Source organism: Sanguibacter sp. Z41_6, assembly GCF_059621145.1.
In genome coordinates this window covers 301,450-323,363 of the sequence record NZ_JCAQIF010000002.1, presented here as the reverse complement: position 1 = coordinate 323,363, position 21,914 = coordinate 301,450, and the positions used below count along the sequence as shown (strand labels likewise).

Genomic DNA, 21,914 nt, shown 5'->3' with positions numbered 1-21,914 from the left:
GCCTCCATGCCCGCTGCAGCGCCCACCCCTGCTGTGACCTCCCGCCCCGCCATCCGTGACGTCGTCTTCGTCGAGGGGGTCCGCACCCCGTTCGGCAAGGCACGGCCCGACGGTCTCTACGCCGAGACCCGTGCCGACGATCTCGCGGTGAAGGCCGTGCGAGAGCTCCTGCGACGCCGCCCTGAGCTGCCCGTCGAACGCATCGACGAGGTCGCTCTCGCCGCCACGACCCAGACGGGCGACCAGGGACTCACCCTCGGACGGTCCGTCGCCGTCCTGGCCGGACTGCCGACCACGGTCCCCGGCTTCGCGATCGACCGCATGTGCGCAGGCGCCATGACCGCAGTGACGACCACCGCGTCAGCCATCGCCGTCGGGCAGCAGGACGTCGCTCTGGCCGGAGGCGTCGAGCACATGGGGCACCACCCGATGGGCTTCGACTCCGACCCCAACCCCCGGTTCGTCTCGGAGAAGCTCGTCGAGCCCAGCGCTCTCGTCATGGGAGCCACGGCCGAGAACCTCCATGACCGCTACCCGCACCTGACGAAGGCCCGGGCGGACGCCTACGCCGTAGCGAGCCAGGCCAAGTACGCCGCAGCCCTGGCCGCGGGGCACATCACCCCGGACCTGTCACCGGTCGCCGTACGCTCGGCGGCGCGTGGGTGGGGCCTTGCCACCGCGGACGAGCTCGCCCGGCCCGGCACGACCGTCGAGGACATCGCCGACCTCTCCACCCCGTTCCGCCCGGGCGGACGAGTCACCGCGGGCAACGCCTCCCCCCTCACGGACGGAGCTGCGGTCTGCCTGCTCGCTGCGGGCGACGTCGCCGCCGAGCTGGGCCTCCCCGCGCGGATGCGCCTCGTGTCCTACGGCTACGCCGGCGTCGACCCCGAGGTCATGGGCATCGGCCCCGTCCCCGCGACCGAACGCGCTCTGGCCAACGCTGGCCTGACGATGGACGACATCGGCCTGGTCGAGATCAACGAGGCGTTCGCTGTCCAGGTCCTCGCGTTCCTCGACCACTTCGGCTTCGCCGACGACGACGAGCGGGTGAACCCGTACGGCGGAGCGATCGCTGTCGGTCACCCGCTCGCCTCGTCGGGCGTGCGCCTCATGACGCAGCTCGCCCGGCAGTTCGAGGCGGACCCGTCCGTGCGCTACGGCATCACGACGATGTGCGTGGGGCTCGGCATGGGCGGCACCGTCGTGTGGGAGAACCCGCACCACGCCGACTACTCGGGCCACCTCCCCGCCGCCCTGTCTGCACCGACCGAGAGCTGAGGACCACTCATGACGAGCACCACGCAGCCCACCGCCGGCCAGACCGGTGCGCGCTCCGAGCGCGTCACGCACACCTTCACCCGCGACATCGCCCTGCCAGACGGCCGGACCCTCGCGCTCCTCACCCTCGACAACGGGCTCGACCACACGAAACCCAGCACGCTCGGCCCGGTCGGCATCGCGGAGCTCGACGACGCCCTCGCCGCGGTCGCCCGGCGGGCAGCGGACGGCGAGGTCGCAGCCGTGGCGGTCACGGGCAAGCCGTACGTCTTCGTCGCGGGCGCCGACCTCACTGCCGTGGGCTCCCTCGCTGACCGCGACGCCGCGCTCGGGCTTGCTCGCGCCGGGCACGCCGCGTTCCGTCGCCTCGCCGAGATGCCGGTTCCCACGTTCGCGTTCGTCAACGGCGTAGCGATGGGAGGTGGCCTCGAGCTGGCGCTGCACTGCACGTACCGCACCGCGGCCAGCGACGTCCGCGCGCTGGCGCTGCCGGAGACGTCCCTGGGCCTCGTGCCCGGCTGGGGCGGCTGCTACCTGGCGCCCCGCATCGTCGGTCTCCCCCATGCTCTCGACCTCATCCTCACGCGGCCTGCCGCGTCGAAGCCGTACACCGGCGCACAGGCAGCGGACATCGGGCTCGTCGACGTCGTGCTCGAGCCCGCGGACTTCCTCGAGCGCTCCGTGGCCTGGGCTGCCGGGGTGCTCACCGGGGAGATCTCGGCCCCCGCGCGCCCCGAGCTCCTCCCAGCGGACGAGTGGGCTGCGGCCGTGGCAGCCGCCCGTGAACGTGTCGACGCCGTCGTGCACGGTGCTCGGCCGGCCCCGTACCGCGCCCTCGACCTCCTCGCCGCGGCCCGCGACGCCGACGTCGAGGCAGCGTTCGAGGCCGAGGACGAGGCCCTCGCAGACCTCATCATGTCCGACGAGATGCGGGCGAGCGTCTATGCCTTCACGACCGTCAACGCCGCGAAGCGGCCCGCAGGGGCGCCTGACGCTTCTCGGGCGCGCCCGGTCACGTCCGTCGGGATCGTCGGCGCCGGGCTCATGGCATCGCAGCTCGCCCTGCTGTTCGCCCAACGGATGGGCGTCCCGGTGACGATGCGCGACCTCGACGACGAACGCGTCGAGGCGGGGCTCGCGTCCGTCCGTTCGACCGTCGAACGTCTCGTGTCGACGGGTCGCATGTCTGCCGACTCCGCCACGAAGGTGGTCGGCGCCGTCCGCGGTACGACGGACCTCGCCGACCTGGCCGGGTGCGACCTCGTCATCGAGGCCGTCACGGAGCGGATGGACCTCAAGAAGCGCGTCCTGGCGGAGCTCGAGGGCGTCGTGCGCCCGGAGACGGTCCTCGCGACGAACACGTCGGCGTTGTCGGTCTCAGAGATGGCCGCGGACCTCAAGCACCCGGGGCGGATGGTGGGGCTGCACTTCTTCAACCCCGTCGCCCAGATGCCCCTCGTCGAGGTGGTGCGTGCGGAACGCACGAGCCTCGAGGCGCTGGCGACGGCGTTCGCCGTCGCCACGACGTTGCGCAAGACGGCGGTGCTCGTCGCCGACCGGCCCGGATTCGTCGTCAACCGGCTCCTCGTGCTGCTCATGGGCGAGATCGTCGGCACGGTCGAGCGGGGGACCCCGGTCGAGGTCGCGGACCGCGCGTTGCGTCCGCTCGGCCTGCCGATGGGTCCGTTCGCGCTCTTCGACCTCGTGGGGCCGGCCGTCGGACTTCACGTCCTCACCTCGCTGCGGGAGGACCTCGGGGACCGTTTCCCCCGGTCCCCGGGTCTCGAGAAGATCGTCGCCGACCACACGCCGGTCGTCCTGCCACCACCGGCCCGCGGTGTCCCGGCGTCGGTCGATCCTGCGCTGCAGGGCGTGTTCGACTCGGTCGCGGGCGAGCGAGAGCCAGCACTCGACGAGCAGGGCGTCCTCGACGAGGTCCTCACGTCCCTCACCCGCGAGATCGGGTTCATGCTCGACGAGGGGGTCGTGTCGGGGCCGAGCGAGATCGACGTGTGCATGATCCTCGGCGCCGGGTGGCCCTTCAGCGCGGGCGGCATCACGGCGTTCCTCGACCGCGCCGGCTACTCGGAGCGGGTCCTCGGGCGGCGCCTGCTGCCGGACGGCGTCGCGAACGTCCCACGGTGACCAGGGTGGCCGCTCGTCTCGCCCGATGAGACGGGCGGCCACCGTTGGCGGTCGAAGAGTGCCGTTCTGAGCCGATCCGCGCCTTCTTGATGTCTCACGGACCGGGACGGCTATGGTGAGCGGCGGAGCCCTCCGTTAGCGTCGGCGGCGTTCATCCGTCCCGGCCGTCCCGGTTTGTACGCTCACCGGCGGCTGCACCAGCCGAGGAGCACCACCGATGGCACGCACCGACGTACTCGTCTCAGCCGACTGGGCAGAGGCCAACCTGCACACCCTGGGCGTGGTCTTCGTCGAGGTCGACGAAGACGTCTCCGCGTACGACAAGGGGCACCTCGAGGGCGCCATCAAGCTCGACTGGAAGCTCGACCTCCAGGACCCGGTCCGTCGCGACTTCGTCAACAAGGAGCAGTTCGAGGCCCTGCTGTCGGCCAAGGGCATCAGCAACGACGACACCGTCGTGCTGTACGGCGGCAACAACAACTGGTTCGCCGCGTACGCCTTCTGGTACTTCACGCTCTACGGCCACACGGACGTCAAGCTCATCGACGGCGGCCGCAAGAAGTGGGAGCTCGAGTCCCGTCCCCTCAGCGACGGCGTCGTGCCCCGTCCCGCCACGACCTACGTCGCGCAGGACCAGGACCTCACGCTCCGTGCGTTCCGCGACGAGGTCGTCGCGTCGATCGGTCAGAAGAACCTCGTCGACGTGCGCTCCCCCGAGGAGTTCGCCGGCACCATCCTCGGTCCGGCGCACCTCCCCCAGGAGCACGCGCAGCGGGGTGGGCACGTCCCCGGCGCCATCAACATCCCGTGGAGCAAGGCGGCCAACGACGACGGCACGTTCAAGTCCGACGAGGAGCTCGCGGCCCTCTACGGCGCAGCGGGCCTCGACACGAGCAAGCCGACGATCGCGTACTGCCGCATCGGCGAGCGGTCGAGCCACAGCTGGTTCGTGCTCAGCCAGCTCCTCGGCCAGGAGGACGTGAAGAACTACGACGGGTCATGGGTCGAGTACGGCTCCCTCGTCGGCGTCCCCGTCGAGCGCTGAGCCGCGCGGATGTCCTGCGCAGCCCCTGACCAGTCCCTGCCCTCCCAGGCAGCCGCCGGCGCCACGGTGATCGAGGGCACCGTGCGCTCCGCCACCGGGCCCGCAGCGGGTGCGTACGTCCGGCTGCACGACGCCACCGGCGAGTTCACCGCTGAGGTCGTCGCCAGCCCCGAGGGCGCGTTCCGCTTCTACGCGGCGCCGGGCACCTGGGAGATCCGGGTGCTTGCGCCCGGGGCCACCACCCGGGGGGAGGTCGTCGCCAGCACCGGCGTCACCCGCACGGAGCTCCTCCTGGCCTGAGCCCACATGCCGGTACGACGACGGCGCACGTCCCGGTGGACGTGCGCCGTCGTCGTACCGGCGAGCCGCGTCGTCTCGTCGAACCACCCGGCGTGAGCCGGATCGGTCAGATGAGCACGCGGTTCGTCGTGTGCTGCAGCACGATGCCGTTGCCGTCCGGATCCTCGAACGTCGCGAAACGGCCCCAGGGCTGCTCCTCGATCCCGCCGGCGAAGACGACTCCCGCCCCGGTCAGCCGGGCGATGTCGCCCTCGAGGTCGTCTGACTCGAGGACGATGCCCTTGACGTCACCCGGCTTCATCGTGGGCAGCCAGGTGACGAGCGAGATGGACGTGGACCCGCTCGGGGGCGCGAGCTGCACCCAGCGCATCCCGGGCGCGATCTGCTGGTCACCCAGGACCTGGAACCCGAGCACGTCCCGGTAGAAGTCCCGGGATCGGTCCTGGTCGGTGACGGGGACGGAGAACAACTGGATCTCGGTGATAGCCATGCGCCCACTCTGCCAGGACCGCGCAGCGCAGGCACGTCCGTCCAGCAGCTCCAGCCGCCAGAGCGTCAGTACACCGTGAGGCCGCGGACCCGGAACTGGTCCCGCACCCGCTCGGTCTCCTCGGTCGTCGGGGGCCGGGCGTCCTCGAGCTCGTACTGCAGACCGAGGGTGGCCCACTTGTCCTTGCCCATCTGGTGGAACGGGAGCACCTCGACGCGGGTGACGGACGACAGCGTCGCCGCATACTCGGCAACAGCTGCGACGTTGGCAGCGTCGTCGGTGAGTCCCGGGACCAGGACGAACCGGATCCACGTCTCGATCCCGCGCTCCGACAGCCGCCGGCCGAAGTCGAGGGTCGGGGCCAGCTCACGTCCGGTGACCCGCTGGTAGGTCTCCGGGTCACCCGACTTCACGTCCAGCAGCACGAGGTCGATGGTGTCGAGCATCTCGTCCGTGCACGCCGCGCCGAGATACCCGGACGTGTCGATCGTCGTGTGGATCCCGCTCTCCTTGGCGCCACGCAGGAGTGTCGCCGCGAAGGCCGGCTGCATGAGGACCTCTCCACCGGAGAGCGTGATCCCGCCGCCCGTCGCGGCGAACACGGAGCGGTAGCGCCGGATCCGCTTGAGCAGCTCGTCCGCCGTGACCGGCTCTCCGTCCTTCATCCGCATCGTGTCCGGGTTGTGGCAGTACAGGCACCGCAACGGGCAGCCCGCGAAGAAGACCGTCATCCGGGTCCCGGGGCCGTCCACCGCGGTGACCAGCTCCCAGGAGTGGATGGACCCGAGCTGCCCGGCCCGCATCTGCTCGAACTTCTCACCACGGTTGACCGCACTGACGTGGAGCCCGCCGGTGCCAGCACCGGACGCCCGACGCTCGGGAGCGTCGAAGTCCTGGTCGCGCAGGACGTCCCGCGCGACCGCGGGGTCCAGAGGCTCACAGCCTCCCACGGCGCCGACCGTCGCGGCGGGCCCCGTGCTCATGCGGTGTGGTGGAACGTCCGGGTGAGCACGTCCTGCTGCTGCTCGCGCGTCAGCTTGACGAAGTTCACCGCGTACCCGGACACCCGGATCGTGAGGTTGGGGTAGTTCTCGGGGTGCTCGATCGCGTCCTCGAGGGTCTCCCGGTTGAGGACGTTGATGTTCGCGTGGAACAGCCCCTCGTTCATGCCGGCGTCGAGGATCCCGACGAGGTTGCCCACCTGCTCGTCCTTGGTCCGGCCCAGGCCGCTGGGCGTGATCGTGTTCGTCAGGGAGATCCCGTCCAGGGCGTCGTCGTAGTCGAGCTTGGCCACGGAGAGCATCGAGGCGACCATCCCGTGGGTGTCCATCCCGTTCTCCGGGTTCGCGCCCGGCGAGAAGGGCTCACCCTTGCGGTGGCCGGACGGGAAGGAACCCGTGGCCTTGCCGTAGACGACGTTCGAGGTGATGGTGAGCACCGACTGCGTCGCCACCGCGTCACGGTAGGTCGGCAGCGCCCGGATCTTGTCCATGACGGTGTGCACCACGAGCTGCGCGATCTCGTCAGCGCGGTCGTCGTCGTTGCCGTAGACGGGGAACTCGCCCTCCGTGATGTAGTCGATCACGAGACCTGTGTCGTCACGGACCGGCGTGACCTTCGCGTACTTGATGGCGGAGAGGCTGTCCGCGACGATCGACAGCCCGGCGATGCCGCATCCGAGGGTGCGCAGGATCTCGCTGTCGTGGAGCGCCATCTCGATGGACTCGTAGGCGTACTTGTCGTGGCTGTAGTGGATGATGTTCAGCGCCTCGACGTACGTCTCGACGACCCAGTCGAGCATCGCGTCGTACTTGGCCCACACCTCGTCGTAGTCGAGCGGACCGTCACCCGTGATGGGCTCGAAGCCGGTGACGACCTGCTTGCCGCTCATCTCGTCACGACCGCCGTTGACGGCGTAGAGCAGGGTCTTGGCGGCGTTGACGCGGGCCCCGAAGAACTGCATCTGCTTGCCGACCCTCATGGGCGAGACACAGCACGCGATGGCGGCGTCGTCGCCCCAGTGCGCACGGATCTGCGCGTCGGACTCGTACTGGACGGCGGACGTCTCGATGCTGATCGCGGAGCACAGCTCCTTGTAGCCGCGCGGCAGCTTCTCGTCCCAGAAGATCGTGATGTTCGGCTCGGGAGCCGGGCCGAGGTTGCGCAGCGTCTGCAGGAGACGGAACGACGTCCGGGTGACGAGGGTCCGGCCGTCTTCACCGAAGCCCGCGTCGGACCACGTGGCCCAGTACGGGTCGCCCGAGAAGATCTGGTCGTAGTCGATGGTGCGCAGGAACCGCACGATACGGAGCTTGAGCACGAGCGCGTCGATGTACTCCTGGGCCTCAGCCTCGGTGAGGGTACCCTCCGCCATGTCCCGCTCGATGTAGATGTCGAAGAACCCGGAGAGACGACCGAAGCTCATGGCGGCGCCGTCCTGGGACTTCACGGCGGCGAGGTAGCCGAAGTACGTCCACTGGACGGCTTCCTGCGCGGTGGCCGCGGGGCGCCCGAGGTCGAACCCGTACTGCTCGCCGAGGTTCTTGAGCTTCTTCAGCGCACGGATCTGCTCTGAGTGCTCCTCGCGGTAGCGTGCCCAGCTCTCGGAGAACGGCTGGTCGGCGACGGAGTCCTTCGCGGCGATCTTCTCGGCGATGAGGAAGTCCACGCCGTAGAGCGCGACGCGGCGGTAGTCGCCGATGATCCGGCCACGGCCGTAGGAGTCCGGGAGGCCCGTGATGATGTGCGAGGAGCGGGCGGCACGGATCCGCGGGGTGTAGATGTCGAAGACCCCCTCGTTGTGGGTCTTGCGGTACTTGGTGAAGGTCTCGCGGACAGCCGGGTCAGGCTCGAGACCGGCTTCCTTGATCGCGGTCTCGACCATGCGCCAGCCACCGTTGGGCATCATCGCGCGCTTGAGCGGGACGTCGGTCTGGAGGCCGACGATGACGTCGTCGTCGTCGGAGATGAAGCCGGCCGGGAACGCGTCGATGTCTGCGGGGACATGGGTGTCGACGTCGAAGACGCGCTTCGCGCGCTCGACGGACAGGTAGTCCTTCTCCAGGGTGTCCCAGACCGAGAGGGTCTTCGCGGTCGGGCCCTCGAGGAACGACGCGTCACCTTCGTACGGGGTGTAGTTGCGCTGGATGAAGTCTCGGACGTCGATCGACTCCGTCCACGGTCCGCGGACGAACCCGCGCCAAGCATCGGGGGTGCTGGCACCTGCGGGGGTGATGCTGGTGCCGTCTGCTGTGGTGGTCATCGCCATCTCCTCGTTGCTGTCGAGCCTGTACCTCCACGCTATGGACGGAGGCGGCTCTCGTCGCGGGACTTTCGGCCCGCCCCCAGGCTACAGGGGTGTGCCGCGCGTCACACGATCCGCCCGGATCGGCACGAATGTCACCGTATCCGTACTGCGAGATCCCTCTTCTCGGCTGACGGACTCCAGCAGTAGCGTGCCGAGATGAGCAAGGTCTTCGACGCCATCGACACCGCACTCGCCGCATGGATCGGTGCGCAGCCCATGTTCTTCGTCGCGAGCGCTCCCCTCGCCGAGGACGGGCGCGTGAACGTCAGCCCTCGCGGGCTCGACTCCTTCTCCGTTCTCGGACCGCATCGCGTCGGATGGGTCGACCTCACCGGGAGCGGCATCGAGACGATCTCCCACCTCCAGGAGAACGGCCGGATCTGCATCATGTTCGCGTCGTTCGGGGCGCGGCCACGCATCGTTCGCCTGCACGGCACCGGTCGCGTGGCGTACCCGGGCGACCCGGACTTCGAGCTCGTCTCGCAGCAGCACCCCGCGCACCCCGGGACCCGCGCCGTCGTCGTCGTCGACGTCGGCCGGATCAGTGACGCCTGCGGGTGGGGCGTGCCGGTCATGGAGGTCGTCGAGGAGCGCGACCTTCTCGAGTCGTGGAGCACGAAGAAGGGTGCTGACGGGATCGCGACGTATCAGCGGGAGCGCAACTCACGAAGCATCGACGGGCTGGCGGGACTTCCCAGCCCGGGTCCGGGCTCCGTGGCCCAGTAGGGGCGTCACGGCGTCCGCGCGAGTGCGGCGGCGCCCTGCAGATCGACGGTGTGCTCAGTGCGCGAGGTCGTCGAGCACGTCGCGCGCGACGTCTGCCGCCGTGAGCCGGTGCGTCGCGATGATCTGGTCCCGGCTGGCATGGTCGAGGAACACCGTCGGGAGCCCCACAGCCCGCACAGGCGTGAGGACACGCGCCCGCGCCGCGTGCTCCCCGAGCAGGGCGCCGATGCCCCCCTCGGCGAGCCCGTCCTCGAGCGTGACCACGAGGTCGTGCTCGCCCGCGAGCTTGACGAGTGCGGGCGGGAGCGGCAGCACCCATGTCGGCGCGACGACCGTGGCCGTGACGTCGTGCGCGGCGAGGATCTCGCCGACCTCGAGCGCTGTCCCGACCATCGCCCCGATCCCGACGACGAGCACCCTGCGAGGCGACGTCGCGGTCTCGGCGGCCTGGGTGCGGGCGACGACGTCGACCCCGTCGACGACGTCGACCGCGGGGATCGCCTCGACGACCGGGCCCTTGGGGTACCGCACGACGCTCGGCGCGTCGTCGATGTCGACGGCGGCCCGCAGCGCGGACCGCAGTGTCTCCTCGTCGCGCGGTGCGGCGAGGTGCAGGCCCGGGACGATGCGCAGCATCGCCAGGTCCCACATGCCGTTGTGGCTCGCCCCGTCGGAGCCGGTGATCCCGGCGCGGTCGAGGACGAACGTCACGCCGGCCTTGTGCAGCGCGACGTCCATGAGGACCTGGTCGAAGGCGCGGTTGAGGAACGTCGCGTACAGGGCCACGACGGGGTGCAGGCCGGCGAACGCCATCCCGGCGGCAGACGTCGCGGCGTGCTGCTCGGCGATCCCGACGTCGAACGTGCGTCCGGGGAACTCCTTGCCGAACGGCGCGAGGCCGACGGGGGCGAGCATCGCGGCGGTGATCGCCACGACGTCCGGGCGACTGCGCCCGATCGCCACGATCTCGTCCGCGAAGACCTTCGTCCACCCGAAGCGTGACGGGGCGACCGGGAGGCCGGTCTCGGGGTGGATCTGACCCACGGCGTGGAAGCGGTCCGCCACGTCCTGCTCGGCCGGGCTGTAGCCGCGCCCCTTCTCGGTGATGACGTGCACGAGGACAGGCGCTCCGTACGCCCGGGCACGCGCAAGAGCACGCTCGACGTCCGCGATGTCATGACCGTCCACGGGCCCCACGTACTTGATCCCGAGGTCCTCGAACATCCCCTGCGGGGAGACGACGTCCTTGATGCCCTTCTTCAGGCCGTGCAGCGCCTCGTACGCGAGCCGGCCGGGCGGGCCCGACCTCCGCAACGTGCGCTTGCCCCAGTCGAGGAAGCTCTCGTACCCCCGCGTCGTGCGCAGGGTGTCGAGGTGGTGCGCCATGCCGCCGATGGTCGGCGCGTAGGACCGGCCGTTGTCGTTGACGATCATGATGAGGCGGCGGTCGTGACCGGCCGCGATGTTGTTGATCGCCTCCCAGGCCATGCCGCCGGTGAGCGCACCGTCGCCGATGACGGCCACGACGTGGCGGTCGTCGCGACCGCGCACGACGTTCGCCTTCGCGATCCCGTCGGCCCAGCTGAGCGCCGTCGACGCGTGCGAGTTCTCCACGACGTCGTGCTCCGACTCCGCGCGGCTCGGGTAGCCCGAGAGCCCGCCGCGGGTGCGGAGGTCGGCGAAGTCCTGGCGGCCCGTGAGGAGCTTGTGCACGTACGACTGGTGCCCGGTGTCGAAGACGAAGGTGTCCTTCGGGGACGAGAAGACGCGGTGCATCCCGATGGTGAGCTCGACGACCCCGAGGTTCGGGCCCAGGTGCCCTCCCGTGCGGGACACCGACTGCACGAGGAAGTCCCGGATCTCGGCCGCCAGCTCCGTCGCTTGCGCCGGGGTCAACCTCTGCACGTCGCTCGGTGACGTGATCGTCTCCAGCAGTCCCATGGTGCTCTTTCCTTGCGGGGCAGGCCCAGCATGCGTGGTCCACCGGTTCCTCGCGCATCGAGTGGATCGGCGCGTGCGGGTGACCACTCTATCTCCCGGGGCTGGACGGCGGGTGGAGAGGGCCGACGCGCACCGGTCACGGGTGCTTGGATGAGCAGATGGACACCACGACAGCCCACATCGATGACCTGTCCGCGTTCCTCGCGGCGTCCCCGTCCTCCTACCACGCAGCCCACGAGGTCGGGCGGCGGCTCGTCGCCGCTGGCTTCACACAGCTCGCCGAGAACGAGCCGTGGCCCACCAGGACGGTCCGTGGCTTCGTCGTGCGCGACGGAGCCGTGATCGCGTGGGTGCGGCCTGCCACGGCCGCCGCGACGAGCCCGCTGCGCATCCTCGGTGCGCACACCGACTCCCCCGGCTTCAAGCTCAAGCCCCGCCCGACGATCACTGCGCACGGTTGGCTCCAGGCCGGGGTCGAGGTGTACGGCGGTCCGCTCCTCAACTCCTGGCTCGACCGTGAGCTCGAGCTCGCAGGACGCCTCGTGACGCGCGACGGCGCCGAGCACCTCGTGCGCACGGGACCCTTCCTGCGCATCCCCCAGCTCGCGATCCACCTCGACCGCAGCGCGAACGAGGGGTTGACCCTCGACCGGCAACGCCACACGCAACCGGTCTTCGGCGTCGGTGAGCACGCTGACGTCGTCGCCCACCTCGCGTCACTCGCCGGCGTCGAGGCGGCCGATGTCGCCGGCTACGACGTCCTCACGGCGGACACCGCCGCCCCGGCGCGCTTCGGGCTCGACGCGTCGTTGCTCGCAGCAGGCCGCATGGACGACCTCGTCTCCGTGCACGCCGGCCTCGTCGCGCTCCTCGACGCACCCGCGGACGGCGAGCACACGAGCGTGCTCGCGGCGTTCGACCACGAGGAGCTCGGGTCCGAGTCGCGGTCGGGCGCGTCCGGACCGTTCCTCGCCGACGTGCTGGCCCGGTTGTGCGGCGGCTCGGAGAGCGAGCGGCTGCAGGCGTACGCCGCGTCGTGGTGCGTGTCGAGCGACGTCGGGCACTCGGTGCACCCCAACTACCCGGAGCGGCACGACCCCGCGAACCGCCCGCTCGCGGGGGGTGGCCCGCTGCTGAAGATCAACGCGAACCAGCGGTACGCCACCGATGCGCACGGTGCGGCGCTGTGGGCGCGCGCGTGCGACGAAGCGGGAGTGCCGATGCAGGAGTTCGTCTCGAGCAACTCGGTCCCCTGCGGATCGACGATCGGCCCGCTGACGGCGACGCGCCTGGGCATCCGGACCGTCGACGTCGGTATCGCTCTGCTGTCCATGCACTCCGCCCGCGAGATGTGCCACGTCGAGGACCCGGGCACCCTCGCCCGAGCGATCAGTGCCTTCTTCGCGGGAGCCTGACGCACCCTGTTCGTAGACTCGTCGACATGCGCTTCCTCGACGGCCACGTCCCCACGACCGACCTCACCTACGGCGACGCCTTCCTCGTCCCCTCGTACTCGGAGGTCACGTCGCGGTTCGACGTGGACCTGGCGACGACGGACGGGACGGGGACGACGCTCCCCCTCGTCGTCGCGAACATGACCGCCGTGTCGGGGCGCCGGATGGCCGAGACGGTCGCGCGCCGCGGGGGTATGGCCGTCATCCCGCAGGACATCCCCACAGACGTCGTCGCGGACGTCGTCGCCGGAGTGAAGTCGCGCCACACGGTCGTCGAGACCGCGGTGACGGTCACGCGGACCGACACCGTGCACACCGTGCTCTCGCTCATCGGCAAGCGGTCGCACGGCGCGGCGGTCGTCGTCGACGGGCGCCGCCCCGTCGGGATCCTCACGGCTCACGACTGCCTCGACGTCGACCGGTTCGCCCAGGCGCACCAGGTGATGACCACCGACCTCACGCTCCTCGACGCAGACCTCCTGGAGTCCGAGGAGGGACTGCGTGCGGCGTTCTCCCGCCTGCACGAGTCCCGTCGACGGATCGCGCCGGTGGTCCGGGACGGTGCGCTCGTGGGCGTCCTCACGCGCATCGGCGCACTGCGATCGAGCATCTACACGCCCGCCGTGGACAGCTCCGGTCGACTCCGCGTCGCCGCCGCGGTCGGCATCAACGGAGACGTGGCTGCCAAGACCGCGGAGCTCCTCGCCGCCGGCGTGGACACACTCGTCGTCGACACGGCGCACGGCCACCAGGAGAAGATGCTCGCCGCGCTCCGCGCCGTGCGGTCGGTGACGCCGGCGGTTCCCGTCGTCGCCGGGAACGTCGTCACGGCTCGGGGCGTCGAGGACCTCGTCGCCGCGGGCGCGGACATCGTCAAGGTCGGGGTGGGCCCGGGTGCCATGTGCACGACGCGCATGATGACCGCCGTCGGGCGGCCCCAGCTCTCCGCGGTGCTCGAGTGCGCGGCGCGGGCGCGTGAGCTCGGTACGCACGTGTGGGCCGACGGCGGCGTGCGGCACCCGAGGGACGTCGCGCTCGCGCTGGCGGCCGGCGCCTCGCAGGTGATGATCGGCTCCTGGTTCGCGGGCACGCACGAGAGCCCGGGCGACCTGCACGACGACGGCACGGGGCGCCTGTACAAGGAGAGCTTCGGCATGGCCTCGGCCAGGGCGGTCGCGGCCCGCAACGCGGGCGGGGACCCGTTCGACCGGGCGCGCAAGGCGCTCTACGAGGAGGGCATCTCCTCCTCCCGCATGTACCTCGACCCGCAGCGCCCGGGCGTCGAGGACCTCATCGACCAGATCACGTCCGGTCTGCGGAGCGCGTGCACGTACGCGGGTGCGTCGTCCCTCGAGGAGTTCGCGGAGCGCGCGATCGTCGGGATCCAGTCCGCGGCGGGGTACGACGAGGGTCGGCCGCTGCCCGCCGGGTGGTGACGGCATGACGAGACGTGCCGTGGGCAGCGGGCCGAGCAGCGCACCCGATGCGCGGGCGGACCTCCTGCGGGTGGTCCGGGACGGCATCGCGCTGCCCCCGCTCCTCGTGCCGGGGAGCGAGCCCGCCACCGGCGCACCCCGCCCGGCGGCGGTCCTCGTGCTCCTCGGCCGGCTCGACGACGTGCCTGCCGTGCACGGCACGGCGCACGTGCCCGCCGATCTTGATGTGCTGCTCCTGCAGCGCGCGCCTGCCCTCCGCCACCACCCGGGCCAGGTGGCCTTCCCCGGCGGCCGCCTCGACGTCGACGACGACGGCCCGGTCGGTGCAGCGCTGCGCGAGTCCCGCGAAGAGACAGGCATCGACACCGGTGGCGTCGAGGTTCTCGGGACGCTCGCGCCGCTCCCCCTGCCGTTCAGCAACCATCTCGTCACCCCCGTCCTGGGCTGGTGGACCCGCCCGAGCCCGGTGCGGGTGGTCGACGACGGGGAGACGGCCGCGGTCTTCCGTGTCCCCGTCGCCGACCTCGTCGATCCCGCGAACCGTGGGATCGGCGTCATGTCCCGCACCGGGCAGCGGTTCCTCGGGCCAGCGTTCGAGGTGGACGGGACGGTCGTCTGGGGCTTCACCGCCTTCGTTCTCTCCGGACTGTTCGACGCTCTCGGCTGGGCCGAGCCGTGGGACGAGCGTCGCCACATCGACGTATCTCGATGACGACCCGGGCCCACCTGCGGCGCGAGAGCTGACAGCGCGACTGGCGTCGTATCGCCAGACCTCGATGGCATTCCTCGCGCACGACGACGGGCGCCCACCATTGAGGTGAGCGCCCGTCGGCGTGCGGTGCGGAAGGTCAGCTCGTGACGAGCGACCGGAGCACGTACTGCAGGATCCCACCGTTGCGGTAGTAGTCCGCCTCGCCGGGGGTGTCGATGCGCACGACGGCGTCGAACTCGACGATGCCCCCGTCCGCCTTCGTCGCGGTGACCTTGACCGTGGAGGGCGTCGTGCCCTCGTTGAGCGCGGTGACGCCCGCGATGTCGAAGGTCTCCGTGCCGTCGAGGCCGAGGCTGTCCGCGGACTGGCCGGCCGGGAACTGCAGCGGCAGCACACCCATGCCGATGAGGTTCGAGCGGTGGATGCGCTCGAAGCTCTCGGTGATGACGGCCTTCACACCGAGGAGCGCCGTGCCCTTGGCTGCCCAGTCACGCGACGACCCGGAGCCGTACTCCTTGCCACCGAGGATGACGAGCGGGGTGCCCTGGGCCGCGTAGTCCTGCGCCGCGTCGTAGATGAACGACTGCTCGTTCGTCACGAAGTTGAACGTGTACCCGCCCTCGACGTTGTCGAGGAGCTGGTTGCGCAGACGGATGTTCGCGAACGTTCCGCGGATCATCACCTCGTGGTTCCCGCGGCGCGAGCCGTACGAGTTGAAGTCCTTGCGCTCGATGCCGTTCGCCGCGAGGTAGTCCGCAGCAGGCGTGCCGGGCTTGATCGCACCAGCGGGGCTGATGTGGTCCGTCGTGACGGAGTCACCGAGCTTCGCGAGCACGCGTGCGCCCGTGATGTCCGTGACAGCGTCCGGCGTCATCGTCATGCCCTCGAAGTACGGGGGCTTGCGCACGTAGGTGGACTCGGCGTCCCACGTGAAGGTCTTGCCCTCAGGGGTCGTCAGCGCACGCCACTGCTCGTCGCCCGCGAACACGTCCGCGTAGTCCTTCGTGAACATGCCGCGGTTGATCGACGTGTCGATCGTGCGCTGCACCTCGTCCGCGGACGGCCAGATGTCAGCGAGGAAGACGTCGCTGCCGTCCTCTGCCTGCCCGAGCGGCTCGTTCTCGAAGTCGAAGTCCATCGTCCCGGCCAGGGCGTACGCGATGACCAGGGGCGGGGACGCGAGGTAGTTCATCTTCACGTCGGGGTTGATGCGCCCCTCGAAGTTCCGGTTGCCCGAGAGCACGGAGACGACGGAGAGGTCGTGCTCGTTGACGACCGCCGAGACCTCTTCCGGCAGGGGGCCGGAGTTGCCGATGCACGTCGCGCAGCCGTAGCCGACGAGGTGGAAGCCGAGCTTCTCGAGATAGGGCCACAGCTCGGCCTTCTCGTAGTAGTTCGTGACGACCTTGGACCCGGGGGCCATCGACGTCTTGACCCAGGGCTTGGCGACGAGACCCTTCTCGACGGCCTTCTTCGCGAGGAGGCCGGCGGCGAGCATCACCGACGGGTTGGACGTGTTGGTGCACGAGGTGATCGACGCGATGACGACGGCCCCGTGGTCGATCTCGGTGACGGTCCCGTCCGCGAGGGTGACCGGGACACGCTTGTGCGGCCGCTTCGCGGCGTCTCCGTTCGGGACGTGCGCCGGGGCGTCGCTCTCGTCCTCGTGCTCGCCGGCGGCGATGGGGTCGGACGCGGGGAACGTCTCGGCGACCGACTCGTCCAGGCCGGTGAACGCCGCTGCCTCGTCGGCCCCGACGTAGTCGAGGATGGAGGTCGCGAAGGACTCCTTCGCGTTCGTCAGCTCGATGCGGTCCTGCGGGCGCTTGGGCCCGGCGATGGACGGCACGACGGTCGACAGGTCGAGCTCGAGGTACTCGGAGAAGACGGGCTCGGTGTACCGCTCGATCGTGGGGTCGTGCCAGAGGCCCTGCTCCTTGGTGTACGCCTCGACGAGCGCGAGCTGCTCCTCGCTGCGGCCGGTGAGGCGCAGGTAGTCCATCGTCACGTCGTCGATCGGGAAGATCGCGGCCGTGGAGCCGAACTCGGGGCTCATGTTGCCGATGGTGGCGCGGTTGGCGAGCGGGACGGCGGCGACGCCGTCTCCGTAGAACTCCACGAACTTCCCGACGACGCCGTGCTGGCGCAGCTGCTGGGTGATGGTGAGCACGACGTCGGTCGCGGTGACGCCTGCGGGGATCTGGCCCGTGAGCTTGAAGCCCACGACGCGCGGGATGAGCATCGAGACGGGCTGGCCGAGCATGGCTGCCTCGGCCTCGATGCCGCCGACGCCCCAGCCGAGGACGCCGAGGCCGTTGACCATCGTCGTGTGCGAGTCGGTGCCGACGCAGGTGTCGGGGTAGGCGCGCAGCACGCCGCCGACCTCGCGCGTCATGATGACGCGGGCGAGGTACTCGATGTTCACCTGGTGCACGATCCCGGTGCCCGGGGGGACGACCTTGAAGTCGTCGAACGCCGTCTGGCCCCAGCGCAGGAACTGGTAGCGCTCACGGTTGCGGACGTACTCGAGGTCGACGTTGCGCTGGAACGCGTCCGCGCGGCCGGCGACGTCGATCTGCACGGAGTGGTCGATGACCATCTCGGCGGGGGCGAGCGGGTTGATCCGCGTGGGGTCCCCGCCGAGCTCCGCGACGGCCTCGCGCATGGTCGCGAGGTCGACGATGCACGGCACACCCGTGAAGTCCTGCATGATCACGCGGGCGGGCGTGAACTGGATCTCCGTGTCGGGCTCCGCGGTCGGGTCCCACGAGGCGAGGGCACGCACGTGGTCGGCCGTGATGTTCGCACCGTCCTCGGTGCGCAGGAGGTTCTCCGCGAGAACCTTGAGGCTGAACGGGAGTCGCTCGGTCCCGGGGACTGCTGAGAGCCGGTAGATCTCGTACGAGGCATCTGCGACCTCGAGAGTTCCCTTCGACCCGAACGTGTCGACGCTGCTCACGTACGCTCCTTCTTCGTTGCGGTGACGGTCTCGCCCGACGCCCGGTGTCTCACGTGCGACGGCGGGCCCGTCTGGGGCTTGTCGTCCAGCCTACGGCCGGACCTCCTTCGCGGGAGGTGTGCGCCGTGCGCACGGCCCGCGAGCTCTGCCCCATCATACCGCATATATCTTGACGTCAAGATAGTTTGGGTGTCCTAACCGGACGTCCCCGTCGACGCCTGGCCCCCGCGCTCCTCCCCCGGACAGCACGAAGCGCCGGGAACCCGAAGGTTCCCGGCGCTCCGCCTGTCGTCGAACCAGAGGTCAGAGCCGGATGCGGTCCGGGTTGCTGACGGACACGAGGACCTCACGACCCCGCTCGGCTCCCTGGACCTGCTCGTTGTTCTCGTTCATCGCCATCTCCCCCCGAGTGGTGTGTCAGTAGGACAAGCCTGCCGCATATGGCGTTTCCTGCACGTCCACACAAGATGAACTGTCCGTTACGACATCCTCTCGCCGGGTGGGAGCCGCCCCTCCGTGAGCACCACCACACCGCGCCCCACCACGGCGTGGCCGGACCGACGGCTCGAGCGTGTCGGGCACCTACCGCGTGAGCACCGCCACGCACTCCACGTGGTGGGTCATGGGGAACAGGTCGAAGGCGCGGAGCTCGCCGAGCTCGTACCCGGCCTCCATGAAGTAGGCGATGTCGCGCGCGAGCGCCGCAGGATCGCACGCGACATAGACGATGCGCGACGGCGACAGGGCGACGATCTCGGCGACCACCTTGGCACCGGCTCCCGTGCGCGGCGGGTCGAGCACCACGACGTCGGCCCCGCCCACTGCCCCGTGCCCCGCCGTGCGCAGCACCCGGTCGACGGGGCCGTGGTGGATCTCGACCTGCTCGAGCTCGTGCACGTTGCGACGGGCGTCCTTGACGGCGCGCTCGTCGCCCTCGACGGCGACGACGCGTCCCACGATGCCCGCTGCCCGCGCGAGCGGCACCGTGAACAGCCCTGCTCCCGAGTAGAGGTCGACCACGGTCGCGTCGGTGAGGTCACCGCCGCCCCGGGCGGCGTCGAGGACCACCTGCGCGAGCAGCGAGGGCGCCTCGCGGTGCACCTGCCAGAACCCCTCGCCAGCCACGCGGTACGACAGCTCGGTCCCGTCGACGCGGACGGTCTCGGTGACCGCCCGGCGCGCGTTCGGGCGCTTGTCGAGGTGCCCGCCGCGGGACACCTCGCCGTCCACGAGGACGAGCGCACCCGAGCCGTTGGCCGGTGCCACGATCTCGATGCGGGTGCCGGGGCGCCACCGGCGGGTGAACACCTTCTCGGCCTGCGCGGCCGCGAGCACCTCCGCGGAGGCGAGCGGCATGGTGTGGAGCGGCATGATGTCGTGCGACCGGAACCGGCTCATCCCGGCCCGGCCGTCGGCGTCGGCGACGAGGTCGATGCGGGTGCGCCAGCCGAGCCCGCGGCGCTCGTCGTCCCCGGGAGCGGCCTCGACCACGACCTCGCGATCGATCTTCGCGAGCCGGGAGAGCTGCTCGGCGACGACCGCCGCCTTCCAGCGTCGCTGCCCGTCGAGCGAGACGTGTGCGAGCTCACCCCCACCGACACCGCCGGGCCCCGCCTGCGGCCAGGCCGACCGCACCCGGTCCGGTGAGGCCTCGAGGACCTCGACCGCGTCGGCGCGCCAGAAGGAGGACTTCTCGCCCGCCTCGGTGATCCGGGCATGGACGCGCTCCCCCGGCAGGGTGTGCCGGACGAAGATCACACGGCCCTCGTGGCGCGCCACGCAGTGACCCCCGTGGGCCACGGGGCCGACGACGAGCTCGACGAGCGGCGCCTCGGGCTCTGCCGCTGCGGCGGCGTCGACCGCGACGTCCCCCGCCGGGGTCGTCAGGGGCGGACGGTTGTCGTCCTCAGGGGTCGGAGCATCGGGACCGGGCACAGCAGAAGAGATAGGCACGCTCCCCAGTATCCCTGCTCGCACGAGCCGTCTCGCTCGTGGTCCGGTCCCACTACTGCGTGCGGCGCCCCCGCACCGCCGCCTGCGACGGGCGTCTCACCGCCCGTGCGGTGGCCTCTCAGGGACGCAGCTGCTGGCTCTCGTAGACGCCACCCTCGACGACGGACTGCCCCTCCGTCGACGCCAGCTGCCACGGCACGGATGCCACGACGACACCCGGCATGAACAGCAGCCGACCCTTGAGGCGCAGCGCGCTCTGGTTGTGCAGCAGCTGCTCCCACCAGTGCCCGACGACGTACTCCGGGATGTAGACGACGACGAGGTCCCGCGGGCTCTGCCGGCGGATCGACTTCACGTACCCGAGGATCGGTCGCGTGATCTCACGGAACGGCGAGTCGAGGATGCGGAGCGGGACGGGTAGCTCGAGCTTCTCCCACGCTTCGGTGGTCCGTGCGACGTCCTCGGCGTCGACGCCGACGGTCACCGCCTCGATGGTGCTCGGGCGCGAGGCACGGGCGTAGGCGAGCGCACGCATCGCGGGCTTGTGGAGCTTCGAGACGAGGACGATCGCATGCACCCTGCTCGGCAGCGCCCGCGACGCGGCGGGGTCGTCTCCGAGCTCGAGCTCCTTCGACACGGAGTCGTAGTGCCGACGGATGCCGCGCATGATCGCGAAGACGGCAGCCATCGCCAGGAGCGCGATCCAGGCCCCGTGCGTGAACTTCGTGAGGAGCACGATGACGAGGACCGTCCCCGTCATGCCGAAGCCGATCGCGTTGACGACGCGCGAACGCGTCATCCGCGCCCGCGCACGCGGGTCGGTCTCCGTACGTAGGTGGCGCGTCCAGTGCTTGACCATGCCGAGCTGGGAGAACGTGAACGACACGAAGACGCCGACGATGTACAGCTGGATGAGGCGGGTGACCTGCGCGTCGAACATCCAGATGAGCACGATCGCTCCGACGGCGAGCGTGATGATCCCGTTGGAGAACGCGAGCCGATCGCCCCGGGTGTGCATCTGGCGCGGCAGGTACCCGTCCTTCGCGAGGATGGACCCGAGGACCGGGAAGCCGTTGAACGCTGTGTTGGCCGCAAGGACGAGGATGAGCCCGGTGATGGCGGAGATGACGTAGAACGCGACGGGGAACCCGCCGAACACGGCTTCGGCGATCTGCCCGAGGACGGGGTGCTGGAGGTAGTCCTCCGGCAGCGGCGCACCACCGTCGGTGAGCTGGGTGTGGGGGTCTTCGGCGTAGTGCACTCCCGTGGCGCGTGCCAGGGCGAGGATCGTGAGGATCATCGCCGCCGAGATGCCACCGAGCAGGGCGAGGGTCGTCGCCGCGTTGCGCGACTTCGGCTTCTCGAACGCCGGGACACCGTTGCTGATCGCCTCCACGCCGGTGAGGGCGGCGCAGCCCGACGCGAAGGCGCGTGCGATGAGGAACGCGCCGGCGATGCCGACGAGCCCCTCGTCGAACCCGGGCTGCGCGACGAGCTCGAAGCTGGCGCTCTCGGACGGCGGCAGGGTGCCGGTCACCTGGCGCAGGAACCCGACGACCGCCGTCGCTCCGATGGCCAGCATGAACAGGTAGACCGGGATCGCGAAGAGCCGCCCCGACTCCTTGACACCTCGCAGGTTGACGAGTGTCAGAACCGCGATGAGGGCGGTCGCGAACGCGGCCTCGTGGCCCCGCAGGGCCGGGATCGCGCTCGCGGCGTACTGCGCGCCGGACGAGATGGACACTGCGACGGTGAGCACGTAGTCGACCATGAGCGCGCTCGCGACGCCGACACCCGCGGCAGGCCCGAGGTTCGTCGTGGCGACCTCGTAGTCCCCACCCCCGGACGGGTAGGCGTGGACGTTCTGCCGGTAGGACGCGACGACGGTGAGCAGGACGACGACGACGCCGAGGCCCACCCAGGGCGACACGGCCGTCGCCGCGAAGCCCGCGACGGCAAGCGTCAGGAGGATCTCGTCGGGGGCGTAGGCGACCGACGACAACGCGTCGGACGCGAAGACCGGCAGTGCGATCCGCTTCGGGAGGAGGGTGTGCCCCAGCCGATCGCTGCGGACAGGACGTCCGAGCAACAACCGCTTGGTGGCATCGACGATTTCGGACACGTTGAACAATGCTAGGCCCATCTGGACCGAACGGACCCCGCCG

15 protein-coding genes are annotated in these 21,914 nt (G+C 70.5%); 8 read left to right on the top strand and 7 right to left on the bottom strand.

Annotated features, from left to right (window positions below; all coding sequences use genetic code 11):
- Window positions 1–6 precede the first annotated feature (6 nt).
- The 4 genes from AC54T1_RS06435 (at window position 7) to AC54T1_RS06420 (ending at window position 4,771) form a co-directional block, all read left to right on the top strand.
- A complete protein-coding gene (locus AC54T1_RS06435; protein ID WP_484344620.1) occupies window positions 7–1,281 on the top strand; it encodes a thiolase family protein in 1,275 nt (424 codons plus the stop codon).
- A gap of 9 nt (window positions 1,282–1,290) precedes the next feature.
- Window positions 1,291–3,426, top strand: coding sequence for a 3-hydroxyacyl-CoA dehydrogenase NAD-binding domain-containing protein (locus AC54T1_RS06430; protein ID WP_496911425.1), 2,136 nt, complete (start codon window positions 1,291–1,293; stop codon window positions 3,424–3,426).
- A 217-nt stretch (window positions 3,427–3,643) separates the two neighbouring features.
- Window positions 3,644–4,471: a sulfurtransferase gene (locus AC54T1_RS06425; RefSeq protein WP_484344622.1), complete on the top strand. Its 828-nt coding sequence runs from the start codon at window positions 3,644–3,646 to the stop codon at window positions 4,469–4,471.
- A 9-nt stretch (window positions 4,472–4,480) separates the two neighbouring features.
- Window positions 4,481–4,771 (top strand): DUF1416 domain-containing protein, encoded by a 291-nt coding sequence (locus AC54T1_RS06420; protein WP_484344623.1) that lies wholly within the window; start codon window positions 4,481–4,483, stop codon window positions 4,769–4,771.
- A gap of 106 nt (window positions 4,772–4,877) precedes the next feature.
- Here AC54T1_RS06420 and AC54T1_RS06415 read toward each other — a convergent pair whose 3' ends face one another.
- The 3 genes from AC54T1_RS06415 to pflB form a co-directional block, all read right to left on the bottom strand.
- On the bottom strand, window positions 4,878–5,261 hold the full coding sequence (locus tag AC54T1_RS06415) for a VOC family protein (protein WP_484344624.1): 384 nt from the start codon (window positions 5,259–5,261) through the stop codon (window positions 4,878–4,880).
- 65 nt (window positions 5,262–5,326) lie between these two features.
- Window positions 5,327–6,244: a pyruvate formate-lyase-activating protein gene (gene pflA, locus AC54T1_RS06410; protein ID WP_484344625.1), complete on the bottom strand. Its 918-nt coding sequence runs from the start codon at window positions 6,242–6,244 to the stop codon at window positions 5,327–5,329.
- The gene (gene pflB / locus AC54T1_RS06405) at window positions 6,241–8,523 is read right to left on the bottom strand and encodes a formate C-acetyltransferase (RefSeq protein ID WP_484344626.1); all 2,283 of its coding nucleotides are present in this window, start codon (window positions 8,521–8,523) and stop codon (window positions 6,241–6,243) included. The genes pflA and pflB overlap by 4 nt, the downstream gene beginning before the upstream one ends.
- Before the next feature lie 201 nt (window positions 8,524–8,724).
- On the opposite strand from pflB, the gene AC54T1_RS06400 reads away from it, so the two are divergent.
- Entirely contained in the window at window positions 8,725–9,294 is a 570-nt protein-coding gene (locus AC54T1_RS06400) for a pyridoxamine 5'-phosphate oxidase family protein (RefSeq protein ID WP_484344627.1), read from the top strand.
- Window positions 9,295–9,348: 54 nt separating this feature from the next.
- Here AC54T1_RS06400 and dxs read toward each other — a convergent pair whose 3' ends face one another.
- A complete protein-coding gene (dxs, locus tag AC54T1_RS06395; RefSeq protein WP_484344628.1) occupies window positions 9,349–11,235 on the bottom strand; it encodes a 1-deoxy-D-xylulose-5-phosphate synthase in 1,887 nt (628 codons plus the stop codon).
- A gap of 158 nt (window positions 11,236–11,393) precedes the next feature.
- Between dxs and AC54T1_RS06390 the strand changes: the two genes are divergently transcribed.
- From AC54T1_RS06390 to AC54T1_RS06380, 3 genes are read left to right on the top strand one after another with little or no spacing between them, the layout of a single operon-like run.
- A complete protein-coding gene (locus AC54T1_RS06390) occupies window positions 11,394–12,650 on the top strand; it encodes a M18 family aminopeptidase (RefSeq protein ID WP_496911424.1) in 1,257 nt (418 codons plus the stop codon).
- Between the two features lie 26 nt (window positions 12,651–12,676).
- The gene (locus AC54T1_RS06385) at window positions 12,677–14,125 is read left to right on the top strand and encodes a GuaB1 family IMP dehydrogenase-related protein (protein WP_496911423.1); all 1,449 of its coding nucleotides are present in this window, start codon (window positions 12,677–12,679) and stop codon (window positions 14,123–14,125) included.
- Window positions 14,126–14,129: 4 nt separating this feature from the next.
- On the top strand, window positions 14,130–14,837 hold the full coding sequence (locus AC54T1_RS06380; protein ID WP_496911422.1) for an NUDIX hydrolase: 708 nt from the start codon (window positions 14,130–14,132) through the stop codon (window positions 14,835–14,837).
- 136 nt (window positions 14,838–14,973) lie between these two features.
- Here the strand turns inward: AC54T1_RS06380 and AC54T1_RS06375 are convergent, their stop codons facing one another.
- The 3 genes from AC54T1_RS06375 to AC54T1_RS06365 all read right to left on the bottom strand — a co-directional run bounded on the left by AC54T1_RS06375 (window position 14,974) and on the right by AC54T1_RS06365 (window position 21,871).
- A complete protein-coding gene (locus AC54T1_RS06375; RefSeq protein ID WP_496911421.1) occupies window positions 14,974–17,796 on the bottom strand; it encodes an aconitate hydratase in 2,823 nt (940 codons plus the stop codon).
- A 582-nt stretch (window positions 17,797–18,378) separates the two neighbouring features.
- Window positions 18,379–19,749, bottom strand: coding sequence for a class I SAM-dependent RNA methyltransferase (locus tag AC54T1_RS06370; protein ID WP_496911420.1), 1,371 nt, complete (start codon window positions 19,747–19,749; stop codon window positions 18,379–18,381).
- A gap of 118 nt (window positions 19,750–19,867) precedes the next feature.
- Window positions 19,868–21,871, bottom strand: coding sequence for an APC family permease (locus AC54T1_RS06365; protein WP_496911419.1), 2,004 nt, complete (start codon window positions 21,869–21,871; stop codon window positions 19,868–19,870).
- Between the last annotated feature and the right edge of the window lie 43 nt (window positions 21,872–21,914).